The sequence below is a fragment of the Pseudomonas sp. P1.31 genome, assembly GCF_001269815.1.
GTDB lineage: Bacteria > Pseudomonadota > Gammaproteobacteria > Pseudomonadales > Pseudomonadaceae > Aquipseudomonas > Aquipseudomonas rustica.
In genome coordinates, this window is record NZ_LHVN01000043.1 from 55,605 (window position 1) to 72,312 (window position 16,708).

At 60.5% G+C, this 16,708-nt stretch carries 13 protein-coding genes; 5 read left to right on the forward strand and 8 right to left on the reverse strand.

What is annotated here, in order from left to right; translation table 11 throughout:
• The first annotated feature begins 159 nt into the window (after positions 1–159).
• Entirely contained in the window at positions 160–1,146 is a 987-nt protein-coding gene (tauA, locus tag AD669_RS25950) for a taurine ABC transporter substrate-binding protein (protein ID WP_053124853.1), read from the forward strand.
• Between the two features lie 209 nt (positions 1,147–1,355).
• On the opposite strand, the gene argA is transcribed toward tauA, so the two are convergent.
• Positions 1,356–2,654: an amino-acid N-acetyltransferase gene (argA, locus tag AD669_RS25955; protein ID WP_053124855.1), complete on the reverse strand. Its 1,299-nt coding sequence runs from the start codon at positions 2,652–2,654 to the stop codon at positions 1,356–1,358.
• Between the two features lie 238 nt (positions 2,655–2,892).
• The gene (gene argE / locus AD669_RS25960; RefSeq protein WP_053124857.1) at positions 2,893–4,038 is read right to left on the reverse strand and encodes an acetylornithine deacetylase; all 1,146 of its coding nucleotides are present in this window, start codon (positions 4,036–4,038) and stop codon (positions 2,893–2,895) included.
• Positions 4,039–4,193: 155 nt separating this feature from the next.
• On the opposite strand from argE, the gene AD669_RS25965 reads away from it, so the two are divergent.
• On the forward strand, positions 4,194–5,564 hold the full coding sequence (locus tag AD669_RS25965; protein WP_053124859.1) for an inorganic triphosphatase: 1,371 nt from the start codon (positions 4,194–4,196) through the stop codon (positions 5,562–5,564).
• 88 nt (positions 5,565–5,652) lie between these two features.
• On the opposite strand, the gene AD669_RS25970 is transcribed toward AD669_RS25965, so the two are convergent.
• The gene (locus tag AD669_RS25970) at positions 5,653–6,123 is read right to left on the reverse strand and encodes an Lrp/AsnC family transcriptional regulator (RefSeq protein WP_007913818.1); all 471 of its coding nucleotides are present in this window, start codon (positions 6,121–6,123) and stop codon (positions 5,653–5,655) included.
• Positions 6,124–6,249: 126 nt separating this feature from the next.
• Here AD669_RS25970 and AD669_RS25975 point away from each other — a divergent pair, with 126 nt between their 5' ends.
• From AD669_RS25975 to AD669_RS25985, 3 genes are all read left to right on the forward strand, one after another.
• The gene (locus AD669_RS25975) at positions 6,250–6,588 is read left to right on the forward strand and encodes a hypothetical protein (protein ID WP_053124861.1); all 339 of its coding nucleotides are present in this window, start codon (positions 6,250–6,252) and stop codon (positions 6,586–6,588) included.
• A gap of 92 nt (positions 6,589–6,680) precedes the next feature.
• Positions 6,681–8,465 (forward strand): GspE/PulE family protein, encoded by a 1,785-nt coding sequence (locus AD669_RS25980; protein ID WP_053124863.1) that lies wholly within the window; start codon positions 6,681–6,683, stop codon positions 8,463–8,465.
• A gap of 65 nt (positions 8,466–8,530) precedes the next feature.
• The gene (locus tag AD669_RS25985; RefSeq protein ID WP_172680170.1) at positions 8,531–8,851 is read left to right on the forward strand and encodes a DUF2388 domain-containing protein; all 321 of its coding nucleotides are present in this window, start codon (positions 8,531–8,533) and stop codon (positions 8,849–8,851) included.
• 174 nt (positions 8,852–9,025) lie between these two features.
• Here the strand turns inward: AD669_RS25985 and gcvP are convergent, their stop codons facing one another.
• From gcvP to AD669_RS26010, 5 genes are all read right to left on the reverse strand, one after another.
• Complete coding sequence (gcvP, locus tag AD669_RS25990) at positions 9,026–11,899, reverse strand: aminomethyl-transferring glycine dehydrogenase (protein WP_053124866.1); 2,874 nt, start codon at positions 11,897–11,899, stop codon at positions 9,026–9,028.
• 204 nt (positions 11,900–12,103) lie between these two features.
• Positions 12,104–12,487, reverse strand: coding sequence for a glycine cleavage system protein GcvH (gene gcvH / locus AD669_RS25995; protein ID WP_053124868.1), 384 nt, complete (start codon positions 12,485–12,487; stop codon positions 12,104–12,106).
• 48 nt (positions 12,488–12,535) lie between these two features.
• On the reverse strand, positions 12,536–13,618 hold the full coding sequence (gcvT, locus tag AD669_RS26000) for a glycine cleavage system aminomethyltransferase GcvT (protein ID WP_053124871.1): 1,083 nt from the start codon (positions 13,616–13,618) through the stop codon (positions 12,536–12,538).
• Between the two features lie 155 nt (positions 13,619–13,773).
• The gene (locus AD669_RS26005) at positions 13,774–15,390 is read right to left on the reverse strand and encodes an iron ABC transporter permease (protein ID WP_053124872.1); all 1,617 of its coding nucleotides are present in this window, start codon (positions 15,388–15,390) and stop codon (positions 13,774–13,776) included.
• A 143-nt stretch (positions 15,391–15,533) separates the two neighbouring features.
• Positions 15,534–16,538, reverse strand: coding sequence for an extracellular solute-binding protein (locus tag AD669_RS26010; RefSeq protein WP_008081441.1), 1,005 nt, complete (start codon positions 16,536–16,538; stop codon positions 15,534–15,536).
• Positions 16,539–16,708: the final 170 nt, after the last annotated feature.

The following is a 16,708-nucleotide window of genomic DNA, read 5'->3' on the forward strand; positions in this document are numbered from 1 at the left end:
TACCATTCGAGTATATGGCCCATTAATGGCCACCTGCAGCGGGATACAGGATATCGGCTACTAAGCTCATTCCTAAATGGTATTTGTTAGCCTTTTTTTAGATCGATTAGCTTTGGCGTATCAAATCACGTCAAACCCTATCCAAAAGGCGACGCCATCATGGCCAAACGCGCACTATCGAGTCAATTTGTTACAGTTTGTGTATCGGCGATATTTTCTTTTTCCGCACAGGCGGCCAACCTCACGGTTGGCTACCAAACCGGCATCGATCCGAGCAAAGTCCCGCAGGCTGACGGTGTCTACGAGAAAACCATCGGCGAGAAGATCGACTGGCGTCGCTTCAACAGCGGCCCGGAAGTTGTGACAGCCATTGCTTCCGGCGACGTGCAGATCGGCAACCTCGGTTCCAGCCCGTTGGCGGCGGCGGCCTCGCGTAATCTGCCGATCGTCGCCTTCATCGTTTCGGCGCAGATCAACGCCGCCGAAGCACTGGTGGTGCGCAATGGCAGCGGCATCAATTCCCCGCAGGATCTGGTCGGCAAGACCATCGCCACACCCTTCGTTTCCACCTCGCATTACAGCCTGCTCGGTGCCCTGAAGCATTGGGGTCTGGACGCTTCGAAAGTCAAAGTGGTGAACCTGCAACCGGCAGAAATCGCCGCGGCGTGGAAGCGTGGCGATATTGATGGTGCGTTTGTCTGGTCGCCGGCGCTGGGTGAAATCCGCAAGACCGGCAAGACGTTGACCGATGCTGCGCAAGTTGGCCAGTGGGGCGCGCCGACCTTTGAAGTGTGGGTGGCGCGCAAGGACTTTGCCGAGAAGCACCCGGACGTCGTGGCCAAATTCGCCAAGGTCACGCTGGACTCGTTTGCTGATTACGCGGCGCACAAAGACAGCTGGACGGCTGACTCGGTGCCTGTACAGAAAATCGCCAAACTGACCGGTGCCAATGCCGCCGACGTGCCGGAATTGCTCGCCGGTTCCGCATTCCCGGATGCCAAGGCACAACAAACCACGGCGCTGCTGGACGGCGGCACGGCGAAGGCGATTGGCGAGACGGCGAAGTTTTTGAAGGAACAGGGCAAAGTTGAGACGGTGCTGCCGGATTATTCGCCGTACGTGAGCGCGAAATTTATAGCTGAGTGAACCCAAAATTCATCGCTGGCTTATGCAAAATTTCTCACTGGCTGCATGAAAAACCCTGTGGCGAGGGGATTTATCCCCGATGGGCTGCGCAGCGGCCCTGCTTTAAAAGCGGGGACTGCTACGCAGTCCATCGGGGATAAATCCCCTCGCCACAGGTCACCCCACTCACCACAGATAAATGCTCTCACCACAAGAGCGCCCGCTGAGCTTTACAGGGTTTTTTCGAAGATCTTCGAGTTGCGCTGGTAGTTGTACAGCGACGCCCGTGCCGCTGGCAGGCGCTCAACGCTGCTTGGCTCGAAGCCGCGTTCGCGGAACCAGTGCGCGGTACGGGTGGTAAGTACGAACAACGTTTTCAAGCCCTGCGCCCGAGCACGTGTCTCGATGCGCTCCAGCAACTCATCGCCGCGACGACCGTGGCGATATTCCGGGTTCACTGCCAGGCACGCCAGTTCACCGGCGTCCGATTCGGCAATCTGATACAGCGCCGCACAGGCGATGATCATGCCTTCACGTTCGACCACGCTGAACTGCTCGATCTCGCGCTCCAGCACTTCGCGCGAACGACGCACCAGAATCCCCTGCTCTTCCAGCGGACTGATCAAGTCGAGCAAACCGCCGACATCTTCAATCGCCGCTTCGCGCACCAATTCGAATTGCTCTTGCGCGACCAGCGTACCGCCACCGTCACGGGTAAACAGCTCGGTCAGCAGCGCACCGTCTTCGACGTAACTGACGATATGGCTACGCGCGACACCGCCACGGCACGCTTCGGCAGCGGCATCGAGCAGTTCCGCCTGATAGTTGCTGCCCAGACGCTGCAAATGCGCCGGCACTTGTTGCGGGCGCAGTTCGCGCACCAGTTTGCCGTTTTCGTCGATTAGGCCGAGGTCAGCGCCGAACAGCAGCAGTTTGTCGGCACCCAGATCAATGGCCGCGCGGGTAGCGACGTCTTCGCAGGCGAGGTTGAAGATTTCACCGGTCGGCGAGTAGCCCAGCGGCGACAGCAGCACGATCGAACGCTCATCGAGCAGGCGATTGATGCCCTTGCGGTCGACCCGGCGCACTTCGCCGGTGTGGTGATAGTCGACGCCTTCCAGCACGCCGATCGGCCGCGCGGTAACGAGGTTGCCGCTGGCCACGCGCAGACGCGAGCCCTGCATCGGCGACGAGGCCATGTCCATCGACAGCCGCGCTTCGATGGCAATGCGCAACTGGCCCACTGCATCGATCACACATTCCAGAGTCGCGGCATCGGTGATGCGCATGCCGTGATGGTAATGCGGGGTCAGGCCGCGCGCGGCGAGGCGGGTTTCAATCTGCGGGCGCGAACCGTGCACCAGCACCAGCCGCACGCCAAGGCTGTGCAGCAAGACCAAGTCGTGGACGATGTTGCCGAAGTTAGGATGCTCCACGCCGTCGCCGGGCAGCATGACGACGAAGGTGCAGTCGCGGTGGGCATTGATGTAAGGGGACGCGTGACGAAGCCAATTGACGTATTCGGGCATGAACCTGGGCCTGTAATAAATAGCAGCCGGAAAAAGGGCGAAACGGAAAACGCACAGCGGGCTGATGGTTATCGTCGGAACAGGCTTGGCGACACGCGCGCTCTCCTCATGAATACGGGTTCAATTCCCACAAATTTAACGACCTACCCTGTAGGAGCTGCCGCAGGCTGCGATCTTTTGCGCTTTAAAACCAAGATCAAAAGATCGCAGCCTTCGGCAGCTCCTACAAGGGAGGCGTTCAATTCTTCAGGCAGTAATGTTCAATCAGTTGCCGTAATAGATGCACGGTAGGCTGCAAACGTGACATTTCAAGGTACTCGCCGGGCTGATGCGCGCAGGCAATGTCGCCGGGGCCGAGCACGATGGTTTCGCAGCCGAGGCGCTGAAGATAAGGCGCTTCGGTGCCGAACGCTACTGCTTCGGCGCTATGACCGGTGAGCTTTTCGGCGATGCGCACCAGTTCGGCGTCTGCATCCTGCTCGAACGGCGGCACTTCCGGGAACAACGGTTTGTAATAGATCTTCACCTGATGCCGCTCGGCCACCGGGTTGAGCTTGCGCAGAATCTCCGCGCGCAGCACCTTCGGATCCATGCCCGGCAGCGGTCGCAGATCGAACTCCAGCGAACACTGGCCGCAAATCCGGTTGGGATTATCGCCGCCATGAATGCAACCGAAGTTCATCGTCGGCTGCGGCACGCTGAACTGCGGGTTGTTGAATTCACGCTGCCACAACAGGCGCAGACCACGCAGTTCGCCGATCGCATCGTGCATCGCTTCGAGAGCGCTGTGGCCCAGGCGCGGATCCGACGAATGGCCGCTCTGCCCGAGAATGTCGATGCGCTCCATCATGATGCCTTTGTGCATGCGGATCGGCTTGAGCCCGGTCGGCTCGCCAATCACCGCCGCACGACCCAGCGGACGCCCGGCCTCGGCCAGCGCGCGGGCGCCGGACATCGAGCTTTCTTCATCACAGGTGGCGAGGATCAGCAACGGTTGCTTGAACGGTTGATCGAGCAGCGGCAACACCGCTTCGATGATCAGCGCGAAAAAGCCCTTCATGTCGCAACTGCCGAGGCCGACCCAACGGCCATCGACTTCGGTGAGTTTCAGCGGATCGGTCTGCCACAACGCATCGTCGTACGGCACCGTGTCGCTGTGCCCGGCCAGCACCAGCCCGCCGGGGCCGCTGCCAAAACTGGCGAGCAGGTTGAATTTGCCGGGGCTGACTTGCTGGATATCGCAGCTGAAACCCAGATCACCCAGCCAGCCGGCGAGCAAATCGATCACCGCGCGGTTGGACTGATCAAGGTTCGGTTGGGTACAGCTGACCGACGGCGCGGCAATCAGCGCAGCGAACTGGTCTTGCATGGACGGCAAAGGCATCGCTGACTCCAACTCCCGATTTGAAGTCCATCATAGAACCATCCGGCGTCAGGAATAAACCGCCGCAGGGCGTAGGACGAATCAGTCCTGTACACTGCACGGCCTTGGCAGCCACATATTCCCCGGCTGCGCTCCCGATCCTGGATTTTCCGGCCATGCAGAAAGAAACCGAAATCAAACTCCGCGTCAGCCGCGAAACCCTCGCCGCCCTGCGCGAGCACCCGTTACTGAAAAAACGCAACAAAAGTGGCTGGGAACGCCGTGAGTTGATGAACCAGTACTTCGACACCCCCGAGCGCGATCTGGCTCAGGCCAAAGTTGCCCTGCGCCTGCGCAAGGACGGTGACGAAGTGATTCAGACCCTCAAGACCCGTGGCCAGAGCGTCGCCGGCCTGTCCGAGCGTAATGAATACGACTGGAAGTTGCCGAAAGCCAAACTCGACGTGAAGAAACTCGACGGCGAATGCTGGCCCGAGTCGCTGGCCGAGCTGGACAAGAAAACCCTCAAGCCGATCTTCACCACCGATTTCGTCCGCGAACGCGCCGAAATTGCCTGGGGCCGTGGCAAGAGCAAAGTGGTTATCGAAGCCGCGCTGGATCTCGGTCACGTTGTAGTCGGCAAGCAGAAAGAAGAAATCTGCGAGCTGGAACTGGAACTGCGCGAAGGCGAGCCTGCTGCGCTGCTGGAACTGGCCGCTGAACTGGCCGCTACCCTCGCGCTGATGCCGTGCGACATCAGCAAGGCTGAGCGCGGTTATCGTCTGTACGACGCCAACAGCTACTCGCTGAGCCTGCCGGCGCCAGAGCTGACCCCGGAAACCCAACTCGACGACGCTTTCGCCGCGCTGAGCTGGCACCTGCTCGGCAGCAGCCAGCGTCTGGCTGAGCAATATCGTTTCAACGGCCACTGGCGCCTGCTGCTCGACTGGGTCGAGAACCTCGCCGAAATGCGCGCCCTGCTCAGCAGCCTCGGCCAGGCGGCACCGCGTCAGTCGACCCACGACTTGCGCGTTGCGCTGGATGCGTTGCTGGAAGACTGGCGCCCGCTGGTGCAAGCCGGTATCGAAGACGAAGACGTGCGCAAAGCCGCGCCGGAGCAGTTCCTCGAAGAACTCGAAGACCCGCGTTGGGGCCTGTTCTCGCTGAACACTTCGCGCTGGTTGCTGGCTCGCACCTGGACCGCCGAGCGTAACGTGCGTGGTAATCGTCAGGGCGGCGCGCAGTTGCACAGCTGGTTGCCGCGCACCTTGGGCGAAGAAGCGACGGCACTGCAATTGCAGCGTTATCAGCAGCAGCCGGAAGATCTGGCTGAGCAACTGCCGCGTATCGAGCGCATTCAGGTCTGGCTGCACCACGCACGCAACGTGCTGGAGATCCCGGAAATGGATCGCCTGTACGGCGAACTGAACAAACTGGCACAACTGGCCAACGAGCCGACGATCACTGACGAACTGCTTGATGCGCGCAAGCAGCAGGCGATTGCGGTTTACCAGAATCGTGCGTGGAAAATGCTGCTGCGCATGTAACACCGCTAAAAGATCGCAGCCTGCGGCAGCTCCTACAGGGTGTACACCCGCCCCATGTAGGAGCTGCCGCAGGCTGCGATCTTTTGCTTTATCGCAAGACAGGCAAACTCGTGGTGGATTTGATCTCCGACAGCGCCACAATCGAATTCACTTCCTGAATCCCCGGCACCAGCGACAGTTTCTCGAAGAAGAACCGCTCATACGCCTCAATGTCCGCCGCGACGATCCGCAACAAAAAATCCACCGCGCCCATCAGCACATAACACTCCAGCACCTCCGGAAAGCCGCGAATCGCTTCGGTGAATTCGGTGAAGTTCGAACGCCCGTGCGCGTTGAGTTTGATCTCGGCGAAGATCTGCGTATTCAGGCCGATCTTCTTGCGATCAAGCAAGGTCACCTGGCCACGAATGATGCCCTCCTCCTTCATCCGCTGAATCCGCCGCCAGCACGGCGATTGCGAGAGGCCGACCTGCTCGGCGATCTGCGCGCTGGACAGTGAAGCGTCCTCTTGCAGCAGGGCGAGAATCTTGCGGTCATAGCTGTCCAGCTCACTGTGCATAGAAAAACCTCTAATCAACTGCCTTGCGAATTGATCCATTCGATCAATCGCCAATAACGCCGATCATAGCCAAGAAATACCCCGCACCGAATGTAAAAATTCCTCCAGAGAATTTGGAGACTCGTCATGCCGCACCTCGAAGCCGTCACCACCACGCCCACCCGCGCCGACGTCTGGAACGTCAGCAACGCCCATTGCCTGGCGCAATATCAAATCCTCGCCGAAGCCGAGCCGGATTTGCTGGTGCGGGTGCTGAATCTGTTCGCCCTGCAATTCCTCACGCCCGAACAGGTCAACGTGCAGCGCACGGACGATCTAATGTCGATCGACATCGTCATGGGCGGACTCAGTTGGCATCGCGCGCAAGTGATCGCGGAAAAACTTCGTAACCTGATCAGCGTTTGCTCGGTGGATCTGCAAAACGCCGACAACGCTTGGGATGCGCCTGCACAAGCGGCCGGCTGACAAATCCGGCAACGGCTTCGTCGGGTAGTGGCCCAACGGTCTGCCCGGCCGCGACTATCCTTTTGCGCACTGTCGTTTAAAAGGAAGCCCGCATGTCCGTTCAATTCGCCACTCAGGACCGCTGGCTGGAACTCAATGATGTGCTGCGTGAACTGGTCGCCCAAGGCTTTATTTGCCAGGACGCGGCGGAGCAGGCGCTGAATGCGCGCCGCCGTCACGCGGCGAACGGCCAGATGCACCCGCTGGAATTCATCGCCAGCCAGCAACTCGACGACCTCAGCCGTCCGGGCAAACACCTCGACCTGGAAAGCCTGACTTTGTGGCTGGCGCAACAGGCCGGCCAGGCGTATTTGCGCATCGATCCGCTGAAGATCAACGTCGCCGCGATCACGCCCTTGATGTCTTACGCCTTCGCGCAACGGCACAAGATTCTCGCCGTAGCGGTCGACCGTGATGCGGTGACTGTGGCCAGCGCCCAGCCTTACGTCACTGGTTGGGAAGCCGATCTGACTCACGTGCTGAAACTGCCGATCAAACGGGTGGTGGCCAACCCGGCGGACATCCAGCGCTTCAGCGTCGAGTTTTTCCGGCTGGCAAAATCGGTCAGCGGCGCCAGCAATGCCGATGCGCAGAGCGGCAACCTCGGCAACTTCGAACAACTGCTCAACCTCGGCGCCAGCGATCAGGAGCCGGACGCCAACGACGCGCACATCGTCAACATTGTCGACTGGCTGTTCCAGTACGCCTTCCAGCAACGCGCCAGCGATATCCACATCGAACCCCGGCGCGAACAAGGCACCGTGCGTTTTCGCATCGACGGCGTGCTGCACAACGTCTATCAATTTCCGCCGCAGGTGACCATGGCGATTGTCAGTCGCCTGAAAAGCCTTGGGCGGATGAACGTCGCCGAAAAACGCAAACCGCAGGACGGCCGGGTCAAGACCAAGACCCCGGAGGGCGGCGAAGTTGAGTTACGCCTGTCGACGCTGCCCACCGCGTTCGGCGAGAAAATGGTCATGCGGATTTTTGATCCGGAAGTGCTGCTCAAGGATTTCGATCAACTGGGTTTCAGCGCCGACGATCTGCGGCGCTGGCAGGACATGACCCGCCAGCCCAACGGCATCATCCTGGTCACCGGGCCGACAGGTTCGGGCAAGACCACAACGCTGTACACCACGCTGAAAAAACTGGCGACGCCGGAAGTGAACCTCTGCACCATCGAAGACCCGATCGAAATGGTCGAGCCGGCGTTCAACCAGATGCAGGTGCAGCACAACATCGACCTGAGCTTCGCCGCCGGGGTGCGTGCGCTGATGCGACAAGACCCGGACATCATCATGATCGGCGAGATCCGCGATCTGGAAACCGCCGAAATGGCGATTCAGGCAGCGCTCACCGGGCACTTGGTGCTGTCGACGTTGCACACCAACGACGCACCCAGCGCGATCAGCCGTCTGCTCGAACTCGGCGTGCCGCATTATCTGATCAAAGCCACCGTGCTCGGCGTTATGGCCCAGCGTCTGGTGCGCACGCTGTGCCCACACTGCAAGGCGCCGCAGACGCTGGAGGAAGAAGACTGGCAAACCCTGACCCGCCCGTGGCAAGCGCCGCTGCCGGGCAATGCGCAACGGGCAATCGGTTGTGTGGAGTGCCGCGACACTGGTTATCACGGCCGCGCCGGGGTTTACGAGATCATGCAACTGAGCGACAGCCTCAAAACGTTCATCACGCCGGACACCGATCTGGCAGCGATTCGACGTCAGGCGTTCAAGGAAGGCATGCGCAGTTTGCGTCTGTCCGGCGCGCAGAAAGTCGCGGCGGGGCTGACCACGATTGAGGAAGTGTTGCGGGTCACGCCGCAGAGTGAGCTCAAGTAGCCCGTCAGGGAACTGGATCGGGGCTTGGCAATCCAACGCCCTAGTTAACCCCCAGGAGTCACCTCATCATGCGTCTCAAACTTGCTGTCGCCACCTTGGCCCTGCTGTCCCTTCCCGTTGGTTCGGCCATGGCGGACAGCTTTTGGCGTAACGTCATTTCGTCCGGTGCGACCACCGGTTCGACCTACCTGACCTTCAAGGATCACAAGCTGATCATCGCCGCACAGGACGATGCCGGCAGCTTCGTTGCCAGTGACGGCAGCATTCGTGGGCCGTACCTGGAAGCCGCGATGCAGAAAGTACGCGCCGACAACCCGGGCCTGCAGGCCACGGACATGGAACTGGCGAATGCGATTCTGGCGAAAAACGCCGTGGCTTCCGAGTAACTCAAATGCCGCTCAATCGAGCGGCATTTTTTTGCCTGTCTTCTAAGCCCAACACAAAACCCTGTGGGAGCGAGCTTGCTCGCGAAGACAATGTCACATTCACAATATGCGGCGCCTGACACTCCGCCTTCGCGAGCAAGCTCGCTCCCACAAGGACTGCATAGAGTCTGTATGTCAGCGGTAATCGTCCACCGGCACGCACGCGCAATACAGGTTGCGATCGCCGTAAACGTTGTCCACCCGATTCACCGCTGGCCAATACTTGTGCGCTTTGGTGTGCGCATCCGGGGTGATGCCCTGTTCGATACTGTATGGCCGCTCCCACACCCCGATGACATCCGCCAAGGTATGCGGCGCGCGTTTCAGCGGATTGTCTTCTGCCGGCCAGTTACCATTTTGCACCTCGGTGATTTCCGCTCGAATGCTCAGCATCGCGCCGAGAAACCGATCCAGCTCAGCCTTCGACTCGCTCTCGGTCGGCTCGACCATCAACGTTCCCGGCACCGGGAATGACATGGTTGGCGCGTGGAAACCGTAATCCATTAACCGCTTGGCAACATCCTCTTCACTGATCCCGGTCTGCGCCTTCAGCGGCCGTAAATCCAGAATACATTCATGCGCCACCCGCCCGTTACGCCCTGTGTACAACACCGGAAACGCGCCGGATAAATGCTGCGCCAGGTAATTCGCCGCAAGAATCGCTACTTCACTGGCGTCCGCCAGTTGTGGGCCCATCATGGCGATGTACATCCAGCTGATCGGCAAAATACTCGCGCTGCCCCACGGCGCGGCACTGACCGCGCCGTTCTGCGCCAGCGGCCCGTCGATTGGCACCACCGGGTGATTGGCAACGAACGGCGCCAAGTGCGCACGAATCCCGATCGGCCCCATGCCGGGCCCACCGCCGCCATGAGGAATGCAGAAGGTCTTGTGCAAATTCATGTGCGAGACGTCGGCACCAATGTCCGCCGGCCGCGCCAGCCCGACCTGCGCGTTGAGATTGGCGCCGTCCATGTACACCTGACCGCCGTGTTGGTGGATCACTTCGCAGATTTCGCTGATGCCCTCCTCGTACACGCCATGGGTCGACGGATACGTCGCCATCAAACACGACAACTTATCCCCAGCCTCAGCGGCTTTGGCTTTCAAATCTTCCAGATCAACGTTGCCCGCCGCGTCGCACTCGACGATCACCACGCGCATCCCGGCCATCTGCGCCGACGCCGGGTTGGTGCCGTGGGCTGACGAAGGAATCAGGCAAATATCCCGAGCGCCCTGTTGCCGGCTCTCGTGATATTTGCGAATCGCCAGCAGCCCGGCGTATTCGCCCTGCGCACCGGAGTTGGGCTGCATGCAGATCGCATCGAAACCGGTGATCGCGCAGAGCCAGCGCTCCAGCTCCTCGATCATCAGCGTATAGCCGACGGCTTGCTCGCGCGGCACGAACGGATGCAGGTTGGCGAATTGCGGCCAGGTGATCGGGATCATCTCGCTGGTGGCGTTGAGTTTCATGGTGCAGGAGCCCAGCGGGATCATCGACTGGTTGAGCGCCAGATCCTTGTTCTCCAGTTGTTTGAGGTAGCGCAGCATCTCGGTTTCGCTGTGGTGCGCGTTGAAGACCGGATGGCGCAGGTACGGCGTTGTGCGCTGAAGGTTTTCCGGGATGCCCGAGGTCAGCGCCTCGGCGTCGAGATCGTCGACGCTCAAGCCGTGATCAGCCCCGAGCAAGACATCGAACAGTTTCGCCACGGTCGTTTCATCGCAGGTCTCGTCAAGGCTCAGCCCGACGCGGCCGCGGCCGAGAATCCTCAGGTTGATCTGCGCCGCCAGAGCGCTTTCGATGATCGCGGTTTGTGCGCCACCAACGTCGAGCGTCAGCGTGTCGAAAAACTGCGCGTTCAGGCGTTTCAGCCCATGCCGTTCAAGGCCTGCCGCCAGAATGCAGGTCAACCGATGTACGCGCTGGGCAATGCGTTTCAGACCTTCCGGGCCGTGATACACCGCGTAGAAACTGGCGATATTCGCCAACAGCACCTGCGCTGTGCAGATGTTCGAGTTGGCCTTCTCGCGGCGGATATGTTGCTCGCGGGTTTGCAGGGCCATGCGCAACGCGACGTTGCCCCGAGCATCTTTCGACACACCGATGATCCGCCCCGGAATCGCTCGTTTGTACTCCTCACGACTGGCAAAAAACGCCGCGTGCGGGCCGCCGTAACCCATCGGTACGCCGAACCGTTGCGATGAACCAAACACCACATCCGCGCCCAACTCACCCGGCGGGGTCAGCAACAGCAAACTCAACAAATCCGTAGCGACGCACGCCAGCGCTTGTTGAGCGTGCAAGTGATCAATCAATGGACGCAGATCGCGCACTTCGCCGTGGGTGTCGGGATATTGCAGCAGCGCACCGAATACCTGGTGCTGCTTCAAGTTATCCACAGCGTCGATGATCAGCTCAAAGCCAAAGCCCTCGGCGCGGGTCTGCACCACGGAAATGGTCTGCGGGTGACAGTTCTCATCGACGAAAAACAGATTGCTCTTCGACTTCGCCACACGCTTGGCCAAGGCCATGGCTTCAGCCGCCGCCGTGGCTTCATCAAGCAGCGAAGCGTTGGCCAATTCGAGGCCGGTGAGGTCGATGGTCAGTTGCTGGAAATTCAGCAGCGCTTCAAGCCGGCCTTGGGCGATCTCCGGTTGATACGGCGTGTACGCGGTGTACCAACCGGGATTTTCCAGCACGTTGCGCAAGATGACGGTCGGCGTCAGGGTGCCGTGGTAGCCCATGCCGATCAGGCTGCTCCAGACCTGATTCTGCTCGGCATAACCGCGCAGTTTGGCCAGCGCCGCTTGTTCGTCCAGCGCCGGCGGCAGATCGAGTGCGCGATTGAAGCGGATGCCCGGCGGCACAGTCTGTTCGATCAGTTCGGCGCGACTGCCGAGGCCGAGGCTGTCGAGCATCGCTTGTTGCTCGGCGGCATCCGGGCCGAGGTGACGACGCAGAAAAGCATCGGGATCGCGTAACTGGCTCAAGGACGGCAACTGGGACATGAGGGCTCTCTCTTGGCTGGCGCTCGGCGTCAATGCAACACGGTCAAACCAGCATAGCAGTGCCCTTGAAGATCAAAAGATCGCAGCCTTCGGCAGCTCCTACAAGGTCTACACCATCCCCCTGTAGGAGCTGCCGAAGGCTGCGATCTTTTGATCCTGAAAAAAAAGCCCCGACAAGTCAGGGCTTTGGGTATTTCAGACAACTTACTCGCCGATGGCAGCCTTGTAAGCGCCGGCATCCAGCAGCTTGTCCAGCTCAGCCGCGTCGGTTGGCTTGATCTTGAAGATCCACGCGCCGTACGGGTCGGAGTTCAGCAGTTCAGGCGAACCACCCAGCTCTTCGTTGACGGCAATCACTTCACCGCCGATCGGCGCGTAGATGTCGGAAGCGGCTTTCACCGACTCAACCACACCGGCCTGATCTTGTGCAGCGAAGACCTTGCCGACTTCAGTCAGCTCGACGAACACCACATCACCCAGCGCTTCCTGCGCGTGATCGCTGATGCCCACAGTGACGGTGCCGTCGGCTTCCAGACGGGCCCATTCATGACTTTCGGCAAAACGCAGGTCGGCAGGGATATCGCTCATCTTCGGTGTCCTCGAGAAATTGTCAGCGGTCGTGCCCGCCGGAAAAGGTTAGATCAAAGTTTTGCCATGGCGGACGAAGGTCGGTTTGACCACACGTACCGGGTACCACTTGCCACGGATTTCCACTTCGGCGCGGTCGGCGGTTGCCATCGGAACACGCGCCAGGGCAATCGATTTGCTTAGCGTAGGGGAGAAACTACCACTGGTGATCTCTCCTTCGCCAACATCGGCGATACGAACCACTTGATGAGCGCGCAAAACGCCGCGTTCTTCCAGCACCAGACCGACCAGTTTGTGCGCCACGCCAGCGGCTTTTTCCGCCTCCAGGGCAGCGCGGCCGATGAACTGCCGTGAGGCCGGTTCCCAGGCGATGCTCCAGGCCATGTTCGAGGCCAGCGGCGAAACGTCCTGATCGATGTCCTGACCGTAGAGGTTCATCCCGGCTTCAACGCGCAAGGTATCGCGGGCGCCGAGACCGATCGGGGAAATGCCGGCGCCAACCAGATCGTTGAAGAAACCCGGAGCCTGATTGGCTGGCAGGACGATTTCCAGACCGTCTTCACCGGTGTAACCGGTGCGCGCAATGAACCAGTCGCCGTCGGTATAGCCTTCGAAGGGTTTGAGGTGCTGGATCAGCGTGGCGCGGGATTGGGTCACCAGCTCGGCAATCTTGTGCCGGGCTTGCGGGCCTTGAATGGCCAGCATCGCCATCTCGGAACGCTCATGCAGTTGCACGTCGTAGCCGGAAAGTTGCGCGTTCATCCACGCCAGATCCTGATCGCGGGTGGACGCGTTGACCACCAGACGATAACCCTCGTCGAGGCGGTAGACGATCATGTCGTCGACGATGCCGCCACGCTCGTTGAGCATGGTGCTGTACAACGCACGGCCGGGGCGGTGCAGGCGTTCGACGTCATTGGCCAGCAAATGCTGAAGCCAGGCCTTGGCCTGGTTGCCGGTGACATCGATCACGGTCATATGGGATACATCGAACACCCCGCAATCGCGGCGCACCTCGTGGTGCTCCTCGACCTGCGAGCCGTAATGCAGTGGCATGTCCCAACCGCCAAAATCGACCATCTTCGCGCCTAGGGCGAGATGCAGGTCATACAGAGGCGTACGCTGTCCCATGGGTTTCTCCTTCCGGGCGTGGCGAAGGTGCGGACAGCCGCTGCACGGGCGAAAGCCTTGAAATAGAAGGCTCTCAGCCGATTCCAGCGAACGGGTCTGTCAGACGAACCGCACCGAATGCCGCGCATTGTAGCCGCATGATTCAGGACTCACTACTAAGTGTTTCGATGCGCCGAGCGGCGAATCAGGCCGATGACCGGCAACAGTCCGACCAAAACCAGGGTCAGCGCCGGCAACGACGCCCGCGCCCATTCGCCTTCGCTGGTCATTTCAAAGATGCGCACGGCCAGCGTGTCCCAGCCAAACGGGCGCATCAGCAGGGTCGCGGGCATTTCCTTGAGCACATCGACGAACACCAGCAGCGCGGCGCTCAACGTGCCGGGCAGCAACAACGGCAGATACACTTTGAAAAACAGTCGTGGCCCACTGACACCGAGGCTACGTGCCGCTTCGGGCAAAGACGGCCGTATACGCGCCAGACTGTTTTCCAGTGGGCCGTAGGCGACCGCAATAAAGCGCACCAGATACGCCATCAACAGCGCCGCGAGACTGCCGAGCAGCAACGGTTTGCCAGCGCCACCGAGCCAGCCGGAGAGCGGGATCACCAATTCGCGATCGAGATAACTGAAGGCCAGCATGATCGACACCGCCAGCACCGAACCCGGCAAGGCGTAACCGAGATTGGCCAGACCCACGCCGGAGTTGATCGCCGGCGTCGGCGCCAAGCGCCGGGCGAAGGCCAGCAGCAAGGCGACGCTGACGGTGATCAGCGCCGCCATGCCGCCCAGATAGAGGGTGTGCAGGATCAGCCCGGCATAGCGCTCATCGAGATCGAAACGCCCGCGCTGCCAGAACCAGACGATCAGTTGCAGCATCGGAATCACGAAGGCGCAGGCGAACACCAGTCCGCACCAGCTCATCGCCGCGAGGGCTTTGAATCCGCGCAGGTGATACAGCGCTTTCACCCGAGGCCGCTCGTTGCTCGCGCGGTTGGCGCCGCGTGCGCGACGTTCGCCGTACAGCACCAGCATCACCACCAGCAGCAACAGGCTGGCCAGTTGCGCCGCGCTCGACAGACTGAAGAAGCCGTACCAGGTTTTGTAGATCGCGGTGGTGAAGGTGTCGAAGTTGAACACCGACACCGCACCGAAATCGGCGAGGGTTTCCATCAGCGCCAGCGCCACACCGGCACCAATCGCCGGGCGCGCCATCGGCAACGCTACGCGCCAGAAGGCTTGCCACGGCGATTGACCGAGCACCCGCGCGGCTTCCATCAAGCCTTTGCCCTGCGCGAGAAACGCGGTGCGCGCCAGCAGGTAGACGTAGGGATAGAAAACCAGCACCAGCACGATAATCACCCCGCCGGTGGAGCGTACGCGGGGCAGGCGCAGGCCTGTGCCGAACCATTCGCGCAGCAGGGTTTGCACCGGGCCGGCGAAGTCGAGCAGGCCGACGAAGACGAAGGCCAGCACGTACGCGGGAATGGCGAAGGGCAGCATCAACGCCCAGTCGAGCCAGCGCCGCCCGGGGAATTCGCAGAGGCTGGTGAGCCAGGCGAGGCTGACGCCGAGCAGCGTCACACCGACACCGACGCCGAGTACTAGTGTCAAGGTGTTGCCGAGCAGGCGCGGCATCTGGGTTTGCCACAGGTGCGACCAGATTTGTTGATCGATGGTCTGCCAGGACAACAGCAGAACGCTCAGGGGCAACAGCACCAACGCGGCGACGGCGAAGACGATGGGGTACCAGCGGCGTTGGGCGGGGTGGGCCACTTCAAAGGTCTCGCGGGGAAATCGTGGAGTGTAAGGAAGAAAGCGAAAAGATCGCAGCCTCCGGCAGCTCCTACATTGGGAAATGTGATCACCCTGTAGGAGCTGCCGAAGGCTGCGATCTTTTGATCTTTACAGCAACAGACTCAGTTCCAACCCGCCCGATCCATCATCCGGATCGCCTCAGCCTGACGCTTGCCCGCCACTTCCACCGGCAAGGTGTCCGCAATGAACTTGCCCCACGCCGCCACTTCTTCCGAAGGCGCCACCGCCGGGTTGGCCGGGAATTCCTGGTTCACGTCAGCAAAAATCTTCTGCGCTTCCGGCGTGGTCATCCATTCAACCAGAGCCTTGGCCGCTTCCGGGTGCGGCGCATGTTTGGTCAGGCCAATACCCGACAGGTTCACGTGCACACCGCGATCCGCCTGATTCGGCCAGAACAGTTTCACCGGCAGCTCCGGCTTCTGCTTGTGCAGGCGACCGTAGTAGTAAGTGTTGACGATGCCCACGTCGCACTGCCCGGCGTTGATCGCCTCCAGCACTGCAACGTCATCGGAGAACACGTCGGTCGACAGGTTATTCACCCAACCCTTGAGGATTTCCTCGGTCTTGGCTGCGCCGTGAACTTCGATCATGGTCGCGGTCAGCGACTGGTTGTAAACCTTCTTCGCCGTGCGCAGGCACAGGCGCCCTTCCCAGTTCTTGTCGGCCAGCGCTTCGTAAGTGGTCAACTCGCCCGGCTTCACCCGTTCGGTGGAGTAAGCGATGGTGCGCGCGCGCAGGCTCAGGCCAGTCCAGGCGTGGGTGGACGAGCGATATTGCAGGGGAATGTTGGCGTCGATGGTTTTCGAGGTGAACGGCTGGAGGATGCCCATCTGCTCGGCCTGCCAGAGGTTGCCGGCATCCACGGTGAGCAGCAGGTCGGCGGTGGCGTTTTCACCTTCGGCCTTGATGCGCTGCATCAGCGGCGCTTCCTTGTCGGTGATGAACTTGATCTTCACCCCGGTCTTGGCGGTGTAGGCATCGAAGACCGGTTTGATCAGCTCATCGATGCGCGACGAGTAAACCACCACCTCATCAGCGGCCTGGGCCGTGGTGCTACCGATCAGGGTCAGGGCCAGTGCGGTCAGAAGACGCTTGGGTGCCAACATGGGAGTGGTCTCTCGGTCGGGAAATGTGGGCCAAATGATAAGGACTCACATTTACCACCTCAATCGAACTCTTTTTGAAGGAGTTACCAGATGTTGCATGATTGACCGCCATCCCTGTAGGAGCTGCCGCAGGCTGCGATCTTTTGATGTTGTTTTTAAGATCAAAAGAT

Excerpts from the sequence above, each read along its gene's own strand:
- tauA (WP_053124853.1), top strand. The coding sequence starts at position 160 with ATGGCCAAACGCGCACTATCGAGTCAATTTGTTACAGTTTGTGTATCG.
- argA (WP_053124855.1), bottom strand. The coding sequence starts at position 2,654 with ATGCCCGAATACGTCAATTGGCTTCGTCACGCGTCCCCTTACATCAAT.
- argE (WP_053124857.1), bottom strand. The coding sequence starts at position 4,038 with ATGCCTTTGCCGTCCATGCAAGACCAGTTCGCTGCGCTGATTGCCGCG.
- AD669_RS25965 (WP_053124859.1), top strand. The coding sequence starts at position 4,194 with ATGCAGAAAGAAACCGAAATCAAACTCCGCGTCAGCCGCGAAACCCTC.
- AD669_RS25970 (WP_007913818.1), bottom strand. The coding sequence starts at position 6,123 with ATGCACAGTGAGCTGGACAGCTATGACCGCAAGATTCTCGCCCTGCTG.
- AD669_RS25975 (WP_053124861.1), top strand. The coding sequence starts at position 6,250 with ATGCCGCACCTCGAAGCCGTCACCACCACGCCCACCCGCGCCGACGTC.
- AD669_RS25980 (WP_053124863.1), top strand. The coding sequence starts at position 6,681 with ATGTCCGTTCAATTCGCCACTCAGGACCGCTGGCTGGAACTCAATGAT.
- gcvP (WP_053124866.1), bottom strand. The coding sequence starts at position 11,899 with ATGTCCCAGTTGCCGTCCTTGAGCCAGTTACGCGATCCCGATGCTTTT.
- gcvH (WP_053124868.1), bottom strand. The coding sequence starts at position 12,487 with ATGAGCGATATCCCTGCCGACCTGCGTTTTGCCGAAAGTCATGAATGG.
- gcvT (WP_053124871.1), bottom strand. The coding sequence starts at position 13,618 with ATGGGACAGCGTACGCCTCTGTATGACCTGCATCTCGCCCTAGGCGCG.
- AD669_RS26010 (WP_008081441.1), bottom strand. The coding sequence starts at position 16,538 with ATGTTGGCACCCAAGCGTCTTCTGACCGCACTGGCCCTGACCCTGATC.